General features: G+C 31.4%; 16 protein-coding genes and 1 pseudogene. 13 read left to right on the forward strand and 4 right to left on the reverse strand.

Annotated elements, in window-relative coordinates; translation table 11 throughout:
- The first annotated feature begins 98 nt into the window (after positions 1 to 98).
- A complete protein-coding gene (locus P5P89_RS21075; protein WP_223678622.1) occupies positions 99 to 1,643 on the forward strand; it encodes a hypothetical protein in 1,545 nt (514 codons plus the stop codon).
- 261 nt (positions 1,644 to 1,904) lie between these two features.
- Here the strand turns inward: P5P89_RS21075 and P5P89_RS21080 are convergent, their stop codons facing one another.
- From P5P89_RS21080 to P5P89_RS21090, 3 genes are all read right to left on the reverse strand, one after another.
- Complete coding sequence (locus P5P89_RS21080) at positions 1,905 to 2,705, reverse strand: ABC transporter substrate-binding protein (protein WP_278010095.1); 801 nt, start codon at positions 2,703 to 2,705, stop codon at positions 1,905 to 1,907.
- Between the two features lie 383 nt (positions 2,706 to 3,088).
- Complete coding sequence (pyrF, locus tag P5P89_RS21085) at positions 3,089 to 3,916, reverse strand: orotidine-5'-phosphate decarboxylase (RefSeq protein WP_278010096.1); 828 nt, start codon at positions 3,914 to 3,916, stop codon at positions 3,089 to 3,091.
- Positions 3,917 to 4,028: 112 nt separating this feature from the next.
- Positions 4,029 to 6,215 carry a DUF5723 family protein gene (locus P5P89_RS21090; RefSeq protein ID WP_278010097.1) on the reverse strand — a complete coding sequence of 729 codons (2,187 nt, stop codon included), beginning with the start codon at positions 6,213 to 6,215 and terminating at the stop codon, positions 4,029 to 4,031.
- Between the two features lie 224 nt (positions 6,216 to 6,439).
- On the opposite strand from P5P89_RS21090, the gene P5P89_RS21095 reads away from it, so the two are divergent.
- The 11 genes and pseudogenes from P5P89_RS21095 to P5P89_RS21145 all read left to right on the forward strand — a co-directional run bounded on the left by P5P89_RS21095 (position 6,440) and on the right by P5P89_RS21145 (position 12,309).
- Entirely contained in the window at positions 6,440 to 6,625 is a 186-nt protein-coding gene (locus tag P5P89_RS21095) for a CsbD family protein (RefSeq protein WP_223678626.1), read from the forward strand.
- A gap of 146 nt (positions 6,626 to 6,771) precedes the next feature.
- Positions 6,772 to 7,323, forward strand: a complete 552-nt coding sequence (locus P5P89_RS21100) for a helix-turn-helix domain-containing protein (protein WP_223678627.1) — start codon at positions 6,772 to 6,774, stop codon at positions 7,321 to 7,323.
- 19 nt (positions 7,324 to 7,342) lie between these two features.
- Positions 7,343 to 7,791: pseudogene (locus P5P89_RS21105) on the forward strand (response regulator).
- Positions 7,792 to 7,976: 185 nt separating this feature from the next.
- Positions 7,977 to 8,318: a CHASE3 domain-containing protein gene (locus P5P89_RS21110; RefSeq protein ID WP_278010098.1), complete on the forward strand. Its 342-nt coding sequence runs from the start codon at positions 7,977 to 7,979 to the stop codon at positions 8,316 to 8,318.
- Positions 8,315 to 9,586: a PAS domain-containing sensor histidine kinase gene (locus P5P89_RS21115; protein WP_278010099.1), complete on the forward strand. Its 1,272-nt coding sequence runs from the start codon at positions 8,315 to 8,317 to the stop codon at positions 9,584 to 9,586. Before P5P89_RS21110 ends, P5P89_RS21115 begins: the two co-directional genes overlap by 4 nt.
- Positions 9,587 to 9,726: 140 nt before the next feature.
- Positions 9,727 to 10,293, forward strand: coding sequence for a DUF4142 domain-containing protein (locus tag P5P89_RS21120; protein ID WP_278010100.1), 567 nt, complete (start codon positions 9,727 to 9,729; stop codon positions 10,291 to 10,293).
- Between the two features lie 35 nt (positions 10,294 to 10,328).
- Positions 10,329 to 10,979, forward strand: coding sequence for a porin family protein (locus P5P89_RS21125; RefSeq protein WP_223678631.1), 651 nt, complete (start codon positions 10,329 to 10,331; stop codon positions 10,977 to 10,979).
- A 35-nt stretch (positions 10,980 to 11,014) separates the two neighbouring features.
- Positions 11,015 to 11,167, forward strand: coding sequence for a lmo0937 family membrane protein (locus P5P89_RS21130; protein ID WP_007811479.1), 153 nt, complete (start codon positions 11,015 to 11,017; stop codon positions 11,165 to 11,167).
- A 50-nt stretch (positions 11,168 to 11,217) separates the two neighbouring features.
- Entirely contained in the window at positions 11,218 to 11,382 is a 165-nt protein-coding gene (locus P5P89_RS21840) for a YtxH domain-containing protein (RefSeq protein WP_422851758.1), read from the forward strand.
- 157 nt (positions 11,383 to 11,539) lie between these two features.
- Positions 11,540 to 11,899, forward strand: a complete 360-nt coding sequence (locus P5P89_RS21140; RefSeq protein WP_278010101.1) for a hypothetical protein — start codon at positions 11,540 to 11,542, stop codon at positions 11,897 to 11,899.
- 32 nt (positions 11,900 to 11,931) lie between these two features.
- Positions 11,932 to 12,309: a hypothetical protein gene (locus P5P89_RS21145; protein ID WP_278010102.1), complete on the forward strand. Its 378-nt coding sequence runs from the start codon at positions 11,932 to 11,934 to the stop codon at positions 12,307 to 12,309.
- Positions 12,310 to 12,633: 324 nt separating this feature from the next.
- Here the strand turns inward: P5P89_RS21145 and prfA are convergent, their stop codons facing one another.
- Positions 12,634 to 13,710: a peptide chain release factor 1 gene (gene prfA / locus P5P89_RS21150; RefSeq protein WP_223678635.1), complete on the reverse strand. Its 1,077-nt coding sequence runs from the start codon at positions 13,708 to 13,710 to the stop codon at positions 12,634 to 12,636.
- A gap of 926 nt (positions 13,711 to 14,636) precedes the next feature.
- On the opposite strand from prfA, the gene P5P89_RS21155 reads away from it, so the two are divergent.
- Positions 14,637 to 15,605: a hypothetical protein gene (locus tag P5P89_RS21155; protein ID WP_278010103.1), complete on the forward strand. Its 969-nt coding sequence runs from the start codon at positions 14,637 to 14,639 to the stop codon at positions 15,603 to 15,605.
- Positions 15,606 to 15,643 lie beyond the last annotated feature (38 nt).

Below are 15,643 nucleotides of genomic sequence, written 5' to 3' on the forward strand. Positions count from 1 at the left end.
AGTACGAAATTCATTTTAATGGAATTATACTGTTTATAAAACAATTTAAAAGTATTTAATATACTAAAAACCAATAAATTACATTATTATATTTTACAATGGCTAACCATCAAAAAGATTTCTTATTTGTACTGATTAAGTCACTTTCTAAATCTGAAAAAAGACAGTTTAAAATTTTTGCAAGCCGTTTAGAAACGAGTTCAAATACTAAATTCATTGAATTATTTAATATTTTGGATAAGTCTGAAACTTATGATGAAAAGCTTATTTTAAAAAGCGGAATCATCAAAAAAGTTCAGCTATCTAACTTAAAATCCTATTTATACAAACAGATCCTGGTTAGTATCCGATTAAATATTCCCAGCCAGAATATTCGATATCAACTACGTGAGCAAATAGACTTTGCAGTTATTCTATACAATAAAGGGTTATATAAACAAAGCTTGAAAATTTTGGATAAAACCAAAATGATAGCCCTTGAAAATGATGAAAAATACATGGCATATGAAATTGTTGAATTCGAAAAGTTAATCGAATCACAATATATCACAAGGAGTATCCAGGGACGTGCTGATGAATTGGTTATTCAGGCTAAAGAACTGAATTATCGAAATACAATTTCAAGCAAATTATCCAATTTGTCACTACAATTATACGGAATTATGCTAAAAACCGGTTACGTAAAAAACGATGAGGAATACAAATATATAGATGACTATTTCAACAAACATATTTCAAAATTAGACGAAAGCAAATTTGGCTTCCGCGAAAAATATTGGTTTTATAATGCCAATTTGTGGCGCAGTTTCCTTGTTCAGGATTTTCTTGCGAGTTATAAATATGCTTATAAATGGGTAAGATTATTTTATGACAACCCAAATATGATTTACCAGAATCCTGTATTTTTTCTAAAAGGGAATCACTACTTTTTAGAATCGCTTTACATGCTGAAATACAAATCGAATTTCAAAAAATATCTAACGCTTCTAGAGGAAACTATTCAGGATCCCAGATTTCCTGTTAATGATAACATTGCATCGCTATCCTTTTTATATATCTATAACAATAAACTAAACTATCATATTTTGGAAGGAACTTTCGCCGAAAGCGAATATTTGATTCCTGAGATTTTAGAAAAAATTAAAATTCACAGTGAACATCTTGATGAGCATCACGAAATGTTGTTTTTTTACAAAATTGCCTCTATCTATTTTGGAAACGAAAAATACAACGAATCCATTTATTATCTGGACAAAATAATCAACAACAAAAACCTGACGATGCGCGAAGATTTAATGTGCTTTGCCAGACTCTTGTCATTAATTGCACATTATGAATTAGGAAAAGATTATTACCTGGAAAACCACCTTAAAAGTACCTACAAGTTTCTATTGAAAATGAATGATTTGCATGAGGTCCAGAAAGAAATTATTAAGTTTATGAGAAACTTAAATAATTTTTATCCTGCCGATATTAAAAAGGAATTCATCAAAATGAGGGAACGATTTATCGAGTTAGAAAAAAACACCTACGAAAAAAGAGCTTTCCTGTATTTAGATATAATTTCTTGGCTTGAAAGCAAAATTGAAAATCGTAAAATTGCTGATATAATAAAGGAAAAAGCAAAACTTTACAGTCGCTAATTGAATCGATAACTATATATTAAAAATCTTAACTTAAGTCCAACAAAGTAATAACAAAACCTTAACAGCAAAAGAAAGATATATATCAGACCTTTGTAATGTAATAAACTGGTTATTTATTATTTTGGTTTTGGTTAGTTAAATGATGCCGGCATCTTCGAGATTGCCGGCATTTTTTTATATTTAAATTCCAGATAAAAAAATCCAAATTTCAATCTTATTGAGTTGAAATTTGGATTTTGAAATTTTAAAATATTGAAGTTAATTTCTAAGTCTTTCGTGCAGTAATTTGAAATACGAAAAAGCCTTTAACAGTCTGCTTCCATGCCAGGAAAACATTTCACCATCCACAAAAATGGTTTTGGCGTGATGAGTGAAACGTCCTATTTCAAAAGCATCTTCTTCTTTAAAAGGATAAGGTTCAGAAGAAAGGAAAATCAAATCAGGATCACCTTCCAAACGCATTTTTTTTAGTTCAATTTCAGGGTAACGATCTTTATCTCCGTAGATATTTATGAAATGATTCAGCTTTAATAATTCATCAATATAAGTATCATTTCCTGCCGCCATATATGGATTTTTCCAGATAAAATAGGCTGCCTTTTTGATTTCAATATCTTTAATGTATTTTTTAAAATCGCTTAAAGCAAAAGTTAACTTATCATTCCATTTCTGAGCTTCAGTCCGGCAGTTAAAAAGCTGCCCAAAATCTGAAATCATTTGAAAATTATCCTTAACAGAAACAATATTCGTTACCCAAACCGGACAGATTTCACTCAACCGTTCCACAATTTCAGCAGTGTTTTCTTCCTTATTGCAGATAATAATATCAGGCTGCAGTAATTTTATCTTTTCAAAATGAATCTTTTTGGTTCCGCCTACAATTTTTTTTGTGGATTTTAAATGATAAGGATGCACACAAAACTTCGTAATTCCGATGATTTTATCTTCTAAACCTAAATCATATAACAATTCTGTTTGGGAAGGCACTAAAGAGATAATACGGCTTGGAGCTGTTTCAAAAGAATGTAATTTCCCCAATTGATCTCGGAGTTGTTTCATGTTTATACATTAGTATGTTAAAAATAGTAGAAAAACTACTACCCAATTGCTTTATAAAGATCCTGAATATTTACTATCATTATTGAAATAAATAAAATTAGATAGCCTGTATTCAAAATTAAACCAATAAACTTCTTTGCAGAATTTTTATCTCTTAATCCAGTGAACGCATAATAACTTCCAAAACTTATCAAAACCATTATTACAATGGATATTAAACTATATAAATTAGAAAAATCATACTTAATAATCACCTGAAAAATATGCATCAGAATCATCACTATAAAAAGAGCTAAAACTATTAAAGAGTATATGAAACTTTTCTCTGAGTTCATATTCAAGTTATTATTATTAAAAAATATATTCAAGGCAAACCTGAAAATTTAAACCTTAAACTTTAAACTAAGAATTCCCTCCATTTCCTGCTGTACTTTCAAGGCCTCATCCCTCGCCTTTTCAGCAAAATCAATTCCATTTGAAGCATAAATAATTGCTCTGGCAGAATTAACAAGCAAACCAATCTTATCATTCATTCCATATTTGCAAACTTCAGACAAACTTCCGCCCTGAGCGCCAATTCCGGGAACCAGTAAAAAACTATCCGGAACTATTTTCCTAATTTCAGTAAAATACTCCGCTTTAGTAGCACCGACAACATACATCAAATTATGACTGTTTTTCCATGCTTTAGAGGTTTCTAGAACTTGTTCGTATAATTGTTTTCCGTTTACATCTAAAGTTTGAAAATCAAATGCTCCTTCGTTTGAAGTCAAAGCCAGCATTATAGTATGTTTATTTTCAAAAGCCAGAAAAGGTTCAACAGAGTCTTTCCCCATATAAGGAGCTACCGTTACACTGTCAAAGTTCAAATCTTCAAAAAAAGCTTTTGCATACATGGCTGAAGTGTTTCCGATATCCCCACGTTTTGCATCAGCAATCGTAAAAATTTCCGGAAATTTTTCATTTATATAATTAATTGTTTTCTGAAGGGAAATCCAGCCTTTTATCCCATGCGCTTCAAAAAAAGCAGTATTAGGTTTGTAGCCGACAGTCAAATCATGAGTAGCATCAATTATGGCCTTATTGAACTCAAAAACAGGGTCTTCAGTTTCTAATAAATGTTGAGGAATTTTGTTTAAATCAGGATCCAGCCCAACGCATAAAAATGATTTTTTTTGAAGTATTTGTTGGTGCAGTTGTTGTGTAGTCATTGGTATTTTTTTTAGTTTTTTCAATTCAAAAAACGATTTTTTAGAAAGTATGCAAAAATAAAAAAAGCCACTCAATTAAGAATGGCTTTTAGTATTTATATTTCAATCAGAATTAGAAATTACCTAAATAAACAATTTCTGTTCTTCTGTTTGCTGCTCTTCCTGCAGCAGTTTTATTAGATTTAACTGGTTTTGAAGCCCCAAAACCTTGTGAAGTTAAATTAGCAGGATTTACTCCTTTTTCAATTAAAGCATCCATAATAACTTTTGCTCTTTCTTCAGATAATTTTTGATTTGCCTTAGCATTACCTACATTATCAGTATGACCATAAATGGCAAATTTTGCGTTTGGATAGTTTTTCAAAATTTCTTTGATAGCATCCAGTCTTCCTGAAGTTTCTACTTTCTTAGCATCACTTAAGGTAGCTTTGCCTGATGTAAAGAAGATAGATTTTGCCTCAACCTGTAATTGAGCCAAAGTAGCTTTACTAACTTCAGGACACCCTTTATTTTCTGCTGGACCTGCTACTAGTGGACAATCATCAACGTTATCAGCAACTCCATCTTTATCAGTATCTAAAACCGGACATCCTTTGTTTTCTACTAAACCTGCAACATTAGGACAAGCGTCATCTTTGTCCAAAACTCCATCTCCGTCTGTATCAGGCCATGGACAACCTTTATTTTCAACTGGGCCTGCAACTGTTGGGCATCCGTCAACATTATCTAATAATGTATCTCCGTCGCTATCTTTCCATGGGCAGCCTTTGTTTTCAAGAGGACCGGCAACATCCGGACAAGCATCATCTTTATCCAAAACTTTGTCACCATCAGTGTCTGGCCAAGGACAACCATTGTTTTCAATTGGCCCCGCTACTTTTTTACAAGAATCTTGTTTATCTATTACCCCATCCTGATCTCTGTCTTTAAATTTCTTTTGGTAAACCGGAATTTTAATCCCAACGTAAAAATCAGCTGCTTTTGATTCTTTAGAAACTAAATTAGAAACAATTGATCCTGAGCCAACAAAGAAAGTACCTACACGTAATCCTGTACCCACTTGAGTTCCGCTATATTCCATCCAGGTAACAGGAACATAAAAACTAAACCATCTGCTTTCGTAACGAGGCGTTAAACTTACTCTGTCAGCAATATTAGTCGCATTTAACTTTGTACTTGAAACCATACTAATATCTCCATTAAGATTCAGATAGAATTTATTATGTATATTCCAGTCAACATCAGCATGAAGTGCTGTAGGCAAATTTGTTTTTACTCCTTTTGAAGTTGATGTTTTTGTATAACGATCATTTAATAAATCATATAAATTATCAGTATCATCAATCATTTCCTGAGTAAGAGTACCTGTTATATCGTAAATATCTTGTTTCGCCTTTTTATAATTTATTGAACCAATATCCGTAACAGACAATCCAAAACGCAATTTATATTTATTCAGATCCCTGAAATTATTGTCAGCCGGTTTTGCATTATTTAAATCATATTTAGCATAATCTGGTCTCCACTCGTAAACAAATCCAAAATCAAAGCCCACTCCGCTAGAATTGATATCGAATTCATAATCTTCATTAGCCTCCCAATCCTGGCTTCCACCTATAGTTAATTGACCATTTGTAAATAATCTACTATTTAATGGATCAACTGGGTTTACAATCAGACTTGCATTAGCATCTCTTCCTTGTATGTAAGCATTTGCTACACCTTGCAGGTATTTAGCCGTCAAACCTCCTTTTAAGAAATGTTGGTTCTTATTAAATAAAACAGCTGCATAAGAAAGTCCTAATTCTCCCCATGCATGCAAGGCACCGTTTGGACTGCCGGCATTAATAAGAGGGAAACCGTTTGACTGATCCAAACCATTTTTTACCTGATCAACAAGACTACCATTAACATCTCTAAGATTTGTAACTGATCTGGCTCTTGTAAAAAGTGCCAAAGTATGCTTTGGTGCAATATTGAACATAAAAGACGGTCCCATAATATCCAGATTAATAATGGCATTATTTGCATTTGAAGGAGTCATTTTTGACTGACTGTCAAAGTCATAACCATCTTTAAAAACGTCAAAAAGTTTAACCCCATACAAGTCATTACTAACAGCACTACTGACAGAAAACAAATTAACATCTGTTTTAAAACGGGAATCAGCTATTGATGCAGGGTTAAAAAGCACACTTTGCACACCGGCATAATTATCATTAAAATAACCTAAATACGACTGTGCTGTAGCAACAGCAGACGTTAAAAAAATAAATAAAATGAGTAATTGTTTTTTCATTAAATCGGGGTTTTAAGTTTAATTGGCCGCAAAACTACAATAATAGATTTAAAAATAAGTTACCAAATCATTGAATCATATAACAACTTGTATTAATTATGTAGATAAATATAGAATATTGCTACAATAAATGCGAATTATAAAAGAGTTTTAAAAATTTATGTAACAAAACACAAAGAAAAGTTGTTGAATTTTACATTATATAAATATTAAATAATAAAGTCATGAATAGTACAGAAATAAAAGGAAACTGGAACGAGTTAAAAGGAAAATTAAAACAAAAATATGCTGATTTGACTGATGACGATTTGTTATATGAAGAAGGAAAAGAAGATGAAATGTACGGAAGAATCCAGCAAAAATTAGGTAAAACGAAAGAGGAATGGAATGATATTGTATCTAATTTGTAAATCTCTTTCAACTCTCATAAATGCCGCTTAACTAAAATTAGGCGGTATTTTTTTGATTTTCAAAGTATAAAGCTTTAAATTTCTGAATTAACATGAATTACTTAAAAACAAAATAAAATAGTTATCTTTAACCATATTTTTACAAAATGAAATTATTTATAAAATTTGATATTAATACAATTTGCACACTTTACCTAAAAGAAAAACTGGAGGAACAGAATTTGAACTTTTCTACTTTAGGATTTGGAGAAATTGAATTAGAAGATAATCTTAGTACTGAAGCATTAGATGAGCTTAAAAATAATTTAGAGCCATTTGGTTTTGAAGTAGTTGAGAATCAAAAAAGTGTTTTGGTACAAAAAATAAAGGATGCTATAATCGAATTGGTTTATACTGATGACAATAATAATTATAAAAGTTCTGCTTATCTTGCTGATAAATTAAACCACAGTTATGGTTACCTGTCAAATGTATTTTCCGAAGTAACGTATTCTTCTATTGAGAATTTTATAATCATTCAAAAAATCGAAAGAGCAAAACAGTTAATGATTGTAAACGAAATGAGCTTAACCGAAATTGCTTTTTTACTGAATTATTCGAGTGTTGCGCACTTAAGTACTCAGTTTAAAAACACAACAGGAATAACTCCTTCAGCATTCTTGAGAATTATTAAAAAGCGTAGAGAAAATTTAAAATAAAACCCAAATACCTTAATCAATGCAGAAAAACGCATTACACATTTTACTCGCCGACGACGACGAAGACGACAGACTTTTCTTTAAGGATGCTTTCGAAGAAGTAAAAGTACAAACCAAAGTCGAATTTGTTTTCGATGGTTTACAGTTAATGGAACATCTTATGAATCCGGATACTAAATTACCTGATATTTTATTTCTGGATTTGAACATGCCAAAAAAACAGGTAAGGAATGTTTGATTGAAATAAAAAAGACAGAGCACCTGAAAAATCTGATAATCGCAATTTATTCAACATCTTCTTCAGATGAAGACATTGAAGACACGTTTATTGAAGGTGCAAATATTTATATCAAAAAGCCAAGTGATTTTAATGCACTTAAAAAAATTATTAATGAAGTTGTTACGCTAAATTGGCATTATCATACATCAGGATTAAATCGTGATAATTTCTTATTAAGCCTTAAGTAATTACAATAATAATGAAATGGATTCCTAAGTTTAATTCCTCAAATTACTTGAGAGTTATTTTTATAATAGCTATTTTCATTTTAATTTTTCTTTCGTCAATAGCTTACAAACATAACAGGGATCTTAATGAATCTACTAAGCTGCTCATGCACACCTATGAAATCAACATAGAGCTTGAGCGGCTTATGTCAGCTATAAAAGATGCAGAAACAGGTCAGCGTGGCTTTATGATTACACGAAACCATCGTTTTCTGGCTCCTTATCTTTTTTCGCGCGACAAGGTAAATACTTCTTTTATTGCCTTGAAAAAGCTTACTGCCGACAATCCGGTACAAAAACAAAACCTCGAAAAAATATACAAACTGATCATTAAACGCTATGTTTCATTTGAAAATTGTTTAAAGTACAGTGATCCAGAAACGTATGATAAAAGAAAACTAGACAATCATATGTTTGGCGGCCGTATATTAATGGATAACATTCGTTTTAAAGTAGATGAAATGAATGATATCGAAAAAAACTTTTGAAAAAAAGTTTAAAGAAATACGATGAAGAAATTTCTCTTGGTCCAATTTTTTCGATACTATTATTCTTAGCCGCTCTTCTCTTTATTTTACTTGCATACAGACAAATAAGCAAAGACCTTGAACGCTTAAAAATTTTCAACAAGAAACTCTTGATTTCTTCAGGTCTTATGGCCGAATCTGAAGTAATTGGTAAATTTAGCACCTGGCAATGGGATCTGGAAACAGGGAAAATTGATTATTCTGACAATCAGTTTAGACTTTTAGGAGTTGAGCCAAACGCTTTTGCACCAAAAAAGGATAGCTTTTTAGATTTTGTACATCCAGAAGACAAGGAAGCAATTAAAGCCTCTATGGAGGGAATTATCAATAACGAAGAACTTCCATTTATCTACTATAAAATAATTCAGCCTAATGGCGAGACCAGACATTTAAAATCTACAGGTAAATTACTGGTTGACCAGAATGGGAGCAAAATTCTACTCGGTATCAATTTTGATATTACAGATGAACACTTACTAAACATTGAACTTCAGGAACGAAACAACCAGCTTGAAAAAAGCAATAAAGAATTAGCTTCTTTTAATCATGTCGCGAGCCATGATTTACAAGAACCATTGCGCAAAATTCAAACCTTTATTTCTAGAATTTCCGAAGAAGACAAGGCAGTTCTTTCTGATAGCGCAAAAGATTACATTATAAAAGTAGAAACATCAGCCAAAAGAATGCGTGTTTTGATTGATGATTTATTATTATTCTCCAGAACTAATACTACCAAAAAAGAATTCATTAAATCAGATCTGAATGAATTGCTGGAAAATGCAACATTAGAACTTGCTGTAATAACTGATGAGAAAAAAGGAAGTATCAACGTTACTAAATTACCTAAATTAGAAGTTATACCCTACCAGATAGAACAGCTCTTTATTAATTTGATTGGTAATTCACTAAAATACAGTCTTCCGGAAATACCACCTCAGATTACTATTGATTGCGAAAAAATATTGTCTAATGAATATCCGGAATTAATTGATCATCCTTTCAAGAAATTTTATAAGATTACATTTACCGATAACGGAATGGGATTTGATCCACAATTCAAAGACAATATTTTTGTGTTGTTTAAACGACTACATTCTAAAAATGATTATCCGGGTACAGGAATTGGATTAGCAATTTGTAAAAAAATTGTTGAGAACCATAAAGGCTACATAACCGCTGACAGCAAACTAGGCGAAGGCTCCGTATTTACTGTATTTCTTCCTCAATAAACTCTTTCTAAAACCTTATTAAAAACGTTATATTTTTCCAGAATGGGAATTATATAACGTTTCTTTTTTTATGCTGTAAAGCAAACCTTACTATTCGTTAGCATCTTTGTAATGTAATAATGAAGTAACTATTTAGACAGATGTTTTCATCAAAAAGATCATTCTTCAAAACAGCTTTTATAGCCATTGTAACGATAACTATTTCGTCATGTAATGAAAATGAAAAACCGGAAAACAGAAAACCGGAAAACAAATACGTTCTTACAAAAAATACTGAACAAACTGAAGCTTATTTTTTTGTTGCAACTGCAGGAGTAACAAAAACAATTATTTCTAAAGCGCAGCTGGCACAACGTAAAAGTTTACAAAATTCAATAAAAATTGTCAGTAGCAAAATAGAAAATAATCAAAAATTATTGTTACAGGAAATCAACAAAATAGCTGTTCAAAAACTCATTATAATCAGTGAAATAAATACATCGGTTACGAATAAGGATTTGTATGAGCTTGCTAACAAAAAGGATGTAGATTTTGATGATGCCTATTTGAATTCTATTACACAGTCATTAACTGAAATGATAGGATTATTTGAATCGATAGCAAAAGAAACAAATGATATGGTAATACTGAAATTAGTTGCTCATTATTTACCAAAACAATACGAATTTTTAAGAGAAACAGAAAAAATTAAAAAACAAATCAATTAAAATCAAATTAGAATTATTAACTAAATTTTTAAATTATGAAAATGCAATCAAATTTCTTATACGCCTTATCTCTTTTTATGATGACTTCATTTGGAGTAGTATCTGCTCAGAGCAGTACAGTTGTAGGTCCTGAATTCGGTATCAAAGGAGGGGTTAATATGTCAAACTTATATTCAGATTCTGATGATATCGATGACGAAAATGCGCTATGGGGTTTTAATGCAGGTATTTTTGCTGCCTTCCCAATCGCTGACAAAGTATTTATTCAGCCAGAGATATTATATACTACAAAAGGTGCTGAATTAGATTACAACGTTGCTGGTGTTGCAGGTACTAATAAATTTAAACTTAATTATATTGAAGTACCATTGTTAGTAAGATTTAATCTAACTGAAAACTTTAATGTTCACGTAGGTGGTTATGCATCATATCTTGTAAATGCTAAATTAACCGGAGAAGGAGATATTGAATTTGATGACGAATTAGATGCAGATGACTTCGAAAGATTTGATGCAGGTTTATCAGCTGGTGTTGGTTTAGATTTCAACCCAATCAGTATAGGATTGCGTTATAACTACGGATTAACAACTATTGGAAAAGAAAGAGAAGCTTTCGGAAACACTTACACTTTTCCAGATGCTAAAAACAGCAACTTAAGCTTGTACTTGGCTTATAAATTAAACTAGAAAACATAAATTATTAACCATAAACATTAAGAACCATGTCAAATTTATTATATACAATCGCGGTTATTCTTGTCATTCTTTGGGCCCTTGGGTTCTTTGTATACAGTGCAGGAAGTATCATTCACATCTTATTGGTAATTGCCATCATAGCAATACTATTCAGACTTATCAAAGGTCGCGAAATTTAAAATCAAACATTATTTAAACATTTTATATTAATTTTTTAAAATCAAATATTATGAAAACTAGTAGCACACTTTTAGGAATTTTAGGAGCCGCAGCGGCAGGAGCTTTTTTAGGAGTATTATTTGCACCGGATAAAGGTTCAGAGACAAGAAAAAAATCAAAGACAAATCGAAAGATTACGGAGATAACCTTAAAGGAAAATTCGATGGTATCTTAAGCACAATTAATTCAAATGGCAAAGATATCATTGAAGAAGGAAAAGCAAAATTCAATCAGGTAAAAGAAGACTTCAACTCTATTAAAGATGAAGCAAAAACTGTAAAAACAAACTACTAAGATTGATTTTTTCTTCAACCATAAAAAACACCAATATCATGGAAACTAATGCAACAACAAACGAAAACCTAAATATGTATGAAAAAGCAGAAAACTACACCAAAACAAGTTTAGAATTGATTAAACTTAAAACGGTATCAGCATCTGCAGATGTTTTATCAACATTAACTTCACGGATAGCGGTTGGCGTTGTTGTTGCATTTTTTACTTTGTTTCTTAATATCGGACTTAGCTTATGGATTGGAAAAGAACTTGGTGAATATTATTATGGTTTCTTTGCGATAGCAGGTTTTTATTTAATCATTGCTATTGTATTGCACAAAACACAGCATAAGCTGATTAAAACCCCAATTGGAAATTTAATTGTTTCCAGTATCCTGAAAGACACTAAAAACTGATTTAATAATTAATACTATAAAAAAGACTATTTATGGAAGCTATTTACACTATTGATTCATTAAATCAAAAAATTAAGCTTTTAGAAGAACAACAAGACAGGGAATGGTGTGATATCAAAGACGAAATCGATGAAATTAAGGAAAATTTAAAACCTCTTAATCTCATTCGGAACACAGTCCAGGAAGTCAATGAAGCCGTGGGCTTCAAGAGTGATCTGGCCCAATCTGCTATAAGCATTGGAATAGGTTACCTGGCTAAAAAACTGGTAGTAGGAAAAACCGATTCTACATTTAAAAACATCCTAGGGTCTATATTACAGCTTGCTGTAACCACTTTGGTAGCAAAGCCGGCAGACCATCATGAACCTTCAGAGAAGGAATTGTACGAGGAAGAATCATTTGAAGGGTAATTGTATAACTTAAATACAACTATTATGGAAAAGATAAACGAAATAATAATTAAAAATGGTGTTTACATTTACTCGAATTTCTATAAATGTTTTGAATATACGAGAGTATTTTTAGGTATCTAGCTAGTTTATACGTTTCTGCTATAACAAACGGTTAAACAGATAATACCTCACTATAAATCTCTGTTTAGATAAATAGAGCCTTACAAGAAAAGCAAAGTTTGCATTAGTAAACTTTGCTTTTTTGCATTAAAAAAATCCGAACTTAAAATAAGTTCGGATTTTTGTATATTATCTCTTAATTAAAGTCTACTAAGTCTAAAATTAAAACACCTCAGAAGCTTCTTTGAGTTTCTCCATATTATTTACCAATTGAAGCTCAGCAACAATTTTCTGAATATCACCGTTCATGATATTTCCTAAATCATAAAGTGTAAGTCCGATACGATGATCCGTTACACGCCCCTGTGCATAATTGTAAGTACGAATTTTAGCAGAACGGTCACCTGAACTAACCTGAGAAGTACGTTTAGACGCATCTTCAGCTTCTTTCTTTGCCAATTCCATTTCGTACAAACGGGAACGCAAAACCGTTAGTGCCTTATCTTTATTTTTATGCTGCGATTTCTGATCTTGACATTGCGCCACTAATCCGGTTGGAATATGCGTTAAACGTACGGCCGATTTCGTAGTATTTACCGACTGCCCTCCAGGTCCTGATGAACAGAAGAAATCGACACGAACATCATTCATATCAATCTGTACATCAAACTCTTCTGCTTCCGGTAAAACCATAACCGTTGCTGCCGATGTATGCACACGACCCTGAGTTTCGGTCTGCGGAACACGCTGCACACGGTGAACACCCGCTTCAAACTTCAAAGTTCCATACACATCTTCTCCAGAAACCTCAAAAATTACCTCTTTAAAACCTCCTGAAGTTCCTTCGTTCATATCTACCACAGAAGTTCTCCAACCTTGAGACTCACAGTATTTAGTATACATTCTGAACAAATCACCAGCAAAAATACTCGCTTCGTCCCCACCCGTTCCCGCGCGAATCTCTACCATTACATTTTTAGCATCCTCAGGATCTTTCGGAATCAGCATAAATTTGATTTCCTCCTCCAGTTGCGGCAAACGTTCTTTTGCTTCATCCAGCTGCATTTTGGCCATTTCGACCATATCAGCATCGCTTCCATCAGCAATAATTTCGTTGGCTTCGTCAATATTGGCCAAAACAAGAATGTATTCTTCTCTCTTTTCAACCAAAGCTTTGATGCTTTTATATTCCTGATTAAGCTGTACATAGCGTTTTTGATCCGCAATAACATCCGGCTGAATAATCAAATCCGAAATCTCATCAAAACGCTGCTTTACATATTGAAGTCTGTCTAACATTTTCTTTTCCTTTTATTGGACTGCAAAATTACGAAAAATAGTTGATAGTTAAAAGTTGTTCGTTATGGTTTTTTCAGGAGCTGATTCCTGCTATCCGCTGTATCTTTTTAGGCAGAATATTTACACTTTACTTAGCTATTTTCGTTTACCTAAAAAGGATGCCGCTGCTATCAGGGCTAGGGCTTTTGCAATTTAACAAATGATCCCTGATTCGGACTATCCTCCAGTAAAACGTAATGATAATTTATAAAAGTTTTTCCTATATTAGCAAAATTAATTATTAACCAGTTATGGCATAAAGCTAACATTAATAAAACTTATTTAAGCCATTTTATGGCTGGTATAAGTAAGTTGGGCGTAATTGGCAGTAGACTACGGAGTTTCTTGCACAATGAATTTTGGGGATATTTTTTGGAATTCTGGAAGAATAAAGCATTTAGGCTTCAAGTCTTTCGATTGGGAATCGTAGAAAGTTCACTTTCAATACGTTTGACAACGTAAAAGACTTGGCTAAGTTATTAAAAATAAATGAGAAAGTCAATACCGCAGAATAAAGCATTTAGTTTTACTAACTTAAAATCTCAAAAATAATAGCGCCCCAAAATCCCAATTATTAACTTCGCCTAGCAGGCTTGCTAAGCAAAATAAATAATTGGTTTCATTGATTTTGATTGTGTTGAAAGAAAGATTCGAGTAGTCTATCCAACTCCGTTACTGATAAAAATTTGGATTGTCAATAGATCAGTAACTACTCCCAACAGCGGTTTTGCAAAATGCCTTCGCTCTTTTGGATAAAATAGAACAAATTAAAAAATTTGGCTATTTTAGCTTTAATTAGTGAGCGACGAAGAGAAGGCACTTCGCAAAGCCGCGAAACGTTAGCAGTAATTTTAAAAAGAAGCGTATAAAATTAACTTTCGATTAAAATGAATAATATAAATGAGTTAGTTTCGAAAAATAATATGTCTAATTTGAGAATATTAAAGATAAAAAGTATTCCAGAAATAGATGGTATTATTGTACTTAAAACAAATTCATTAGACTCAGAATTTTTTATTGAAATTTTAGACTTTGATAATAATAAAATCAAACAATTTTTGTTAGATAAAAAAATTTCAGACATTAGAGATTTTCATTCAATCGATTTAGAATATTTATATTTAAATGGAAGTTACAATGGGGATTTTGATTGTCACTTAAAAATTGATTCAAATAATGGTGAAATAATATTTCATAAAAAATTTGATACAGAAACCCATTCTCTGAATTATAAATATATTTTGAAAAATTATATTTTTAGAGAAGATTTGGTTTTATTAAATCTGGAAAACTTTGAAGAATATAATTTATATGATTTCATTAGTGACAATTTTGATGATGAATACAATTTTACTTATCTCTATTTTTCTGAAGGCAGATATGAAATTTTTACTTTTCCATATAACAATATTATAGGTTTCGAAATTTTTGATAAAGATGGTGATGAACCTAGATGTACTTATATTATATTAAAAATTGAAAATAATAAAAACATACAAATTAAATTTGTTGGAAAAATTGAGGATGCAGGATATGATTATATACTTAGCCCAGATAGTAACGAAATAGCATATAAAAGCACACTTTATAACAAACCTAATAATATCTTAATTAGAGATTTAGCAATCGATAATTTTCAAAATGCAGAAGTGCATATCAAAGATGAATCACTCAAAATTGTATATTTTAATCGAGAAAAAATTATTTTTAAAAACAACAATATGCTTGAAATTTTCGAGAGAAAAAGTAATAAATTGTTGAATTCCATTAAAATTGAAAATGATTCTTTATTTTTAATAAAAAACGATACTCTGTTCTATGTTAATAATAATAAATTAAATGCACATCAGATTTAATAATAAAAACTACTGCTAACAGCTAGAGTTTCGTTGCG

It is taken from the genome of Flavobacterium gyeonganense, assembly GCF_029625295.1.
GTDB lineage: Bacteria > Bacteroidota > Bacteroidia > Flavobacteriales > Flavobacteriaceae > Flavobacterium > Flavobacterium gyeonganense.

Bases quoted from the DNA above. Each gene is read 5' to 3' on its own strand.
- P5P89_RS21075 (WP_223678622.1), top strand. From the start codon at position 99: ATGGCTAACCATCAAAAAGATTTCTTATTTGTACTGATTAAGTCACTT.
- P5P89_RS21080 (WP_278010095.1), bottom strand. From the start codon at position 2,705: ATGAAACAACTCCGAGATCAATTGGGGAAATTACATTCTTTTGAAACA.
- pyrF (WP_278010096.1), bottom strand. From the start codon at position 3,916: ATGACTACACAACAACTGCACCAACAAATACTTCAAAAAAAATCATTT.
- P5P89_RS21090 (WP_278010097.1), bottom strand. From the start codon at position 6,215: ATGAAAAAACAATTACTCATTTTATTTATTTTTTTAACGTCTGCTGTT.
- P5P89_RS21095 (WP_223678626.1), top strand. From the start codon at position 6,440: ATGAATAGTACAGAAATAAAAGGAAACTGGAACGAGTTAAAAGGAAAA.
- P5P89_RS21100 (WP_223678627.1), top strand. From the start codon at position 6,772: ATGAAATTATTTATAAAATTTGATATTAATACAATTTGCACACTTTAC.
- P5P89_RS21110 (WP_278010098.1), top strand. From the start codon at position 7,977: ATGTCAGCTATAAAAGATGCAGAAACAGGTCAGCGTGGCTTTATGATT.
- P5P89_RS21120 (WP_278010100.1), top strand. From the start codon at position 9,727: ATGTTTTCATCAAAAAGATCATTCTTCAAAACAGCTTTTATAGCCATT.
- P5P89_RS21125 (WP_223678631.1), top strand. From the start codon at position 10,329: ATGAAAATGCAATCAAATTTCTTATACGCCTTATCTCTTTTTATGATG.
- P5P89_RS21130 (WP_007811479.1), top strand. From the start codon at position 11,015: ATGTCAAATTTATTATATACAATCGCGGTTATTCTTGTCATTCTTTGG.
- P5P89_RS21840 (WP_422851758.1), top strand. From the start codon at position 11,218: ATGAAAACTAGTAGCACACTTTTAGGAATTTTAGGAGCCGCAGCGGCA.
- P5P89_RS21140 (WP_278010101.1), top strand. From the start codon at position 11,540: ATGGAAACTAATGCAACAACAAACGAAAACCTAAATATGTATGAAAAA.
- P5P89_RS21145 (WP_278010102.1), top strand. From the start codon at position 11,932: ATGGAAGCTATTTACACTATTGATTCATTAAATCAAAAAATTAAGCTT.
- prfA (WP_223678635.1), bottom strand. From the start codon at position 13,710: ATGTTAGACAGACTTCAATATGTAAAGCAGCGTTTTGATGAGATTTCG.
- P5P89_RS21155 (WP_278010103.1), top strand. From the start codon at position 14,637: ATGAATAATATAAATGAGTTAGTTTCGAAAAATAATATGTCTAATTTG.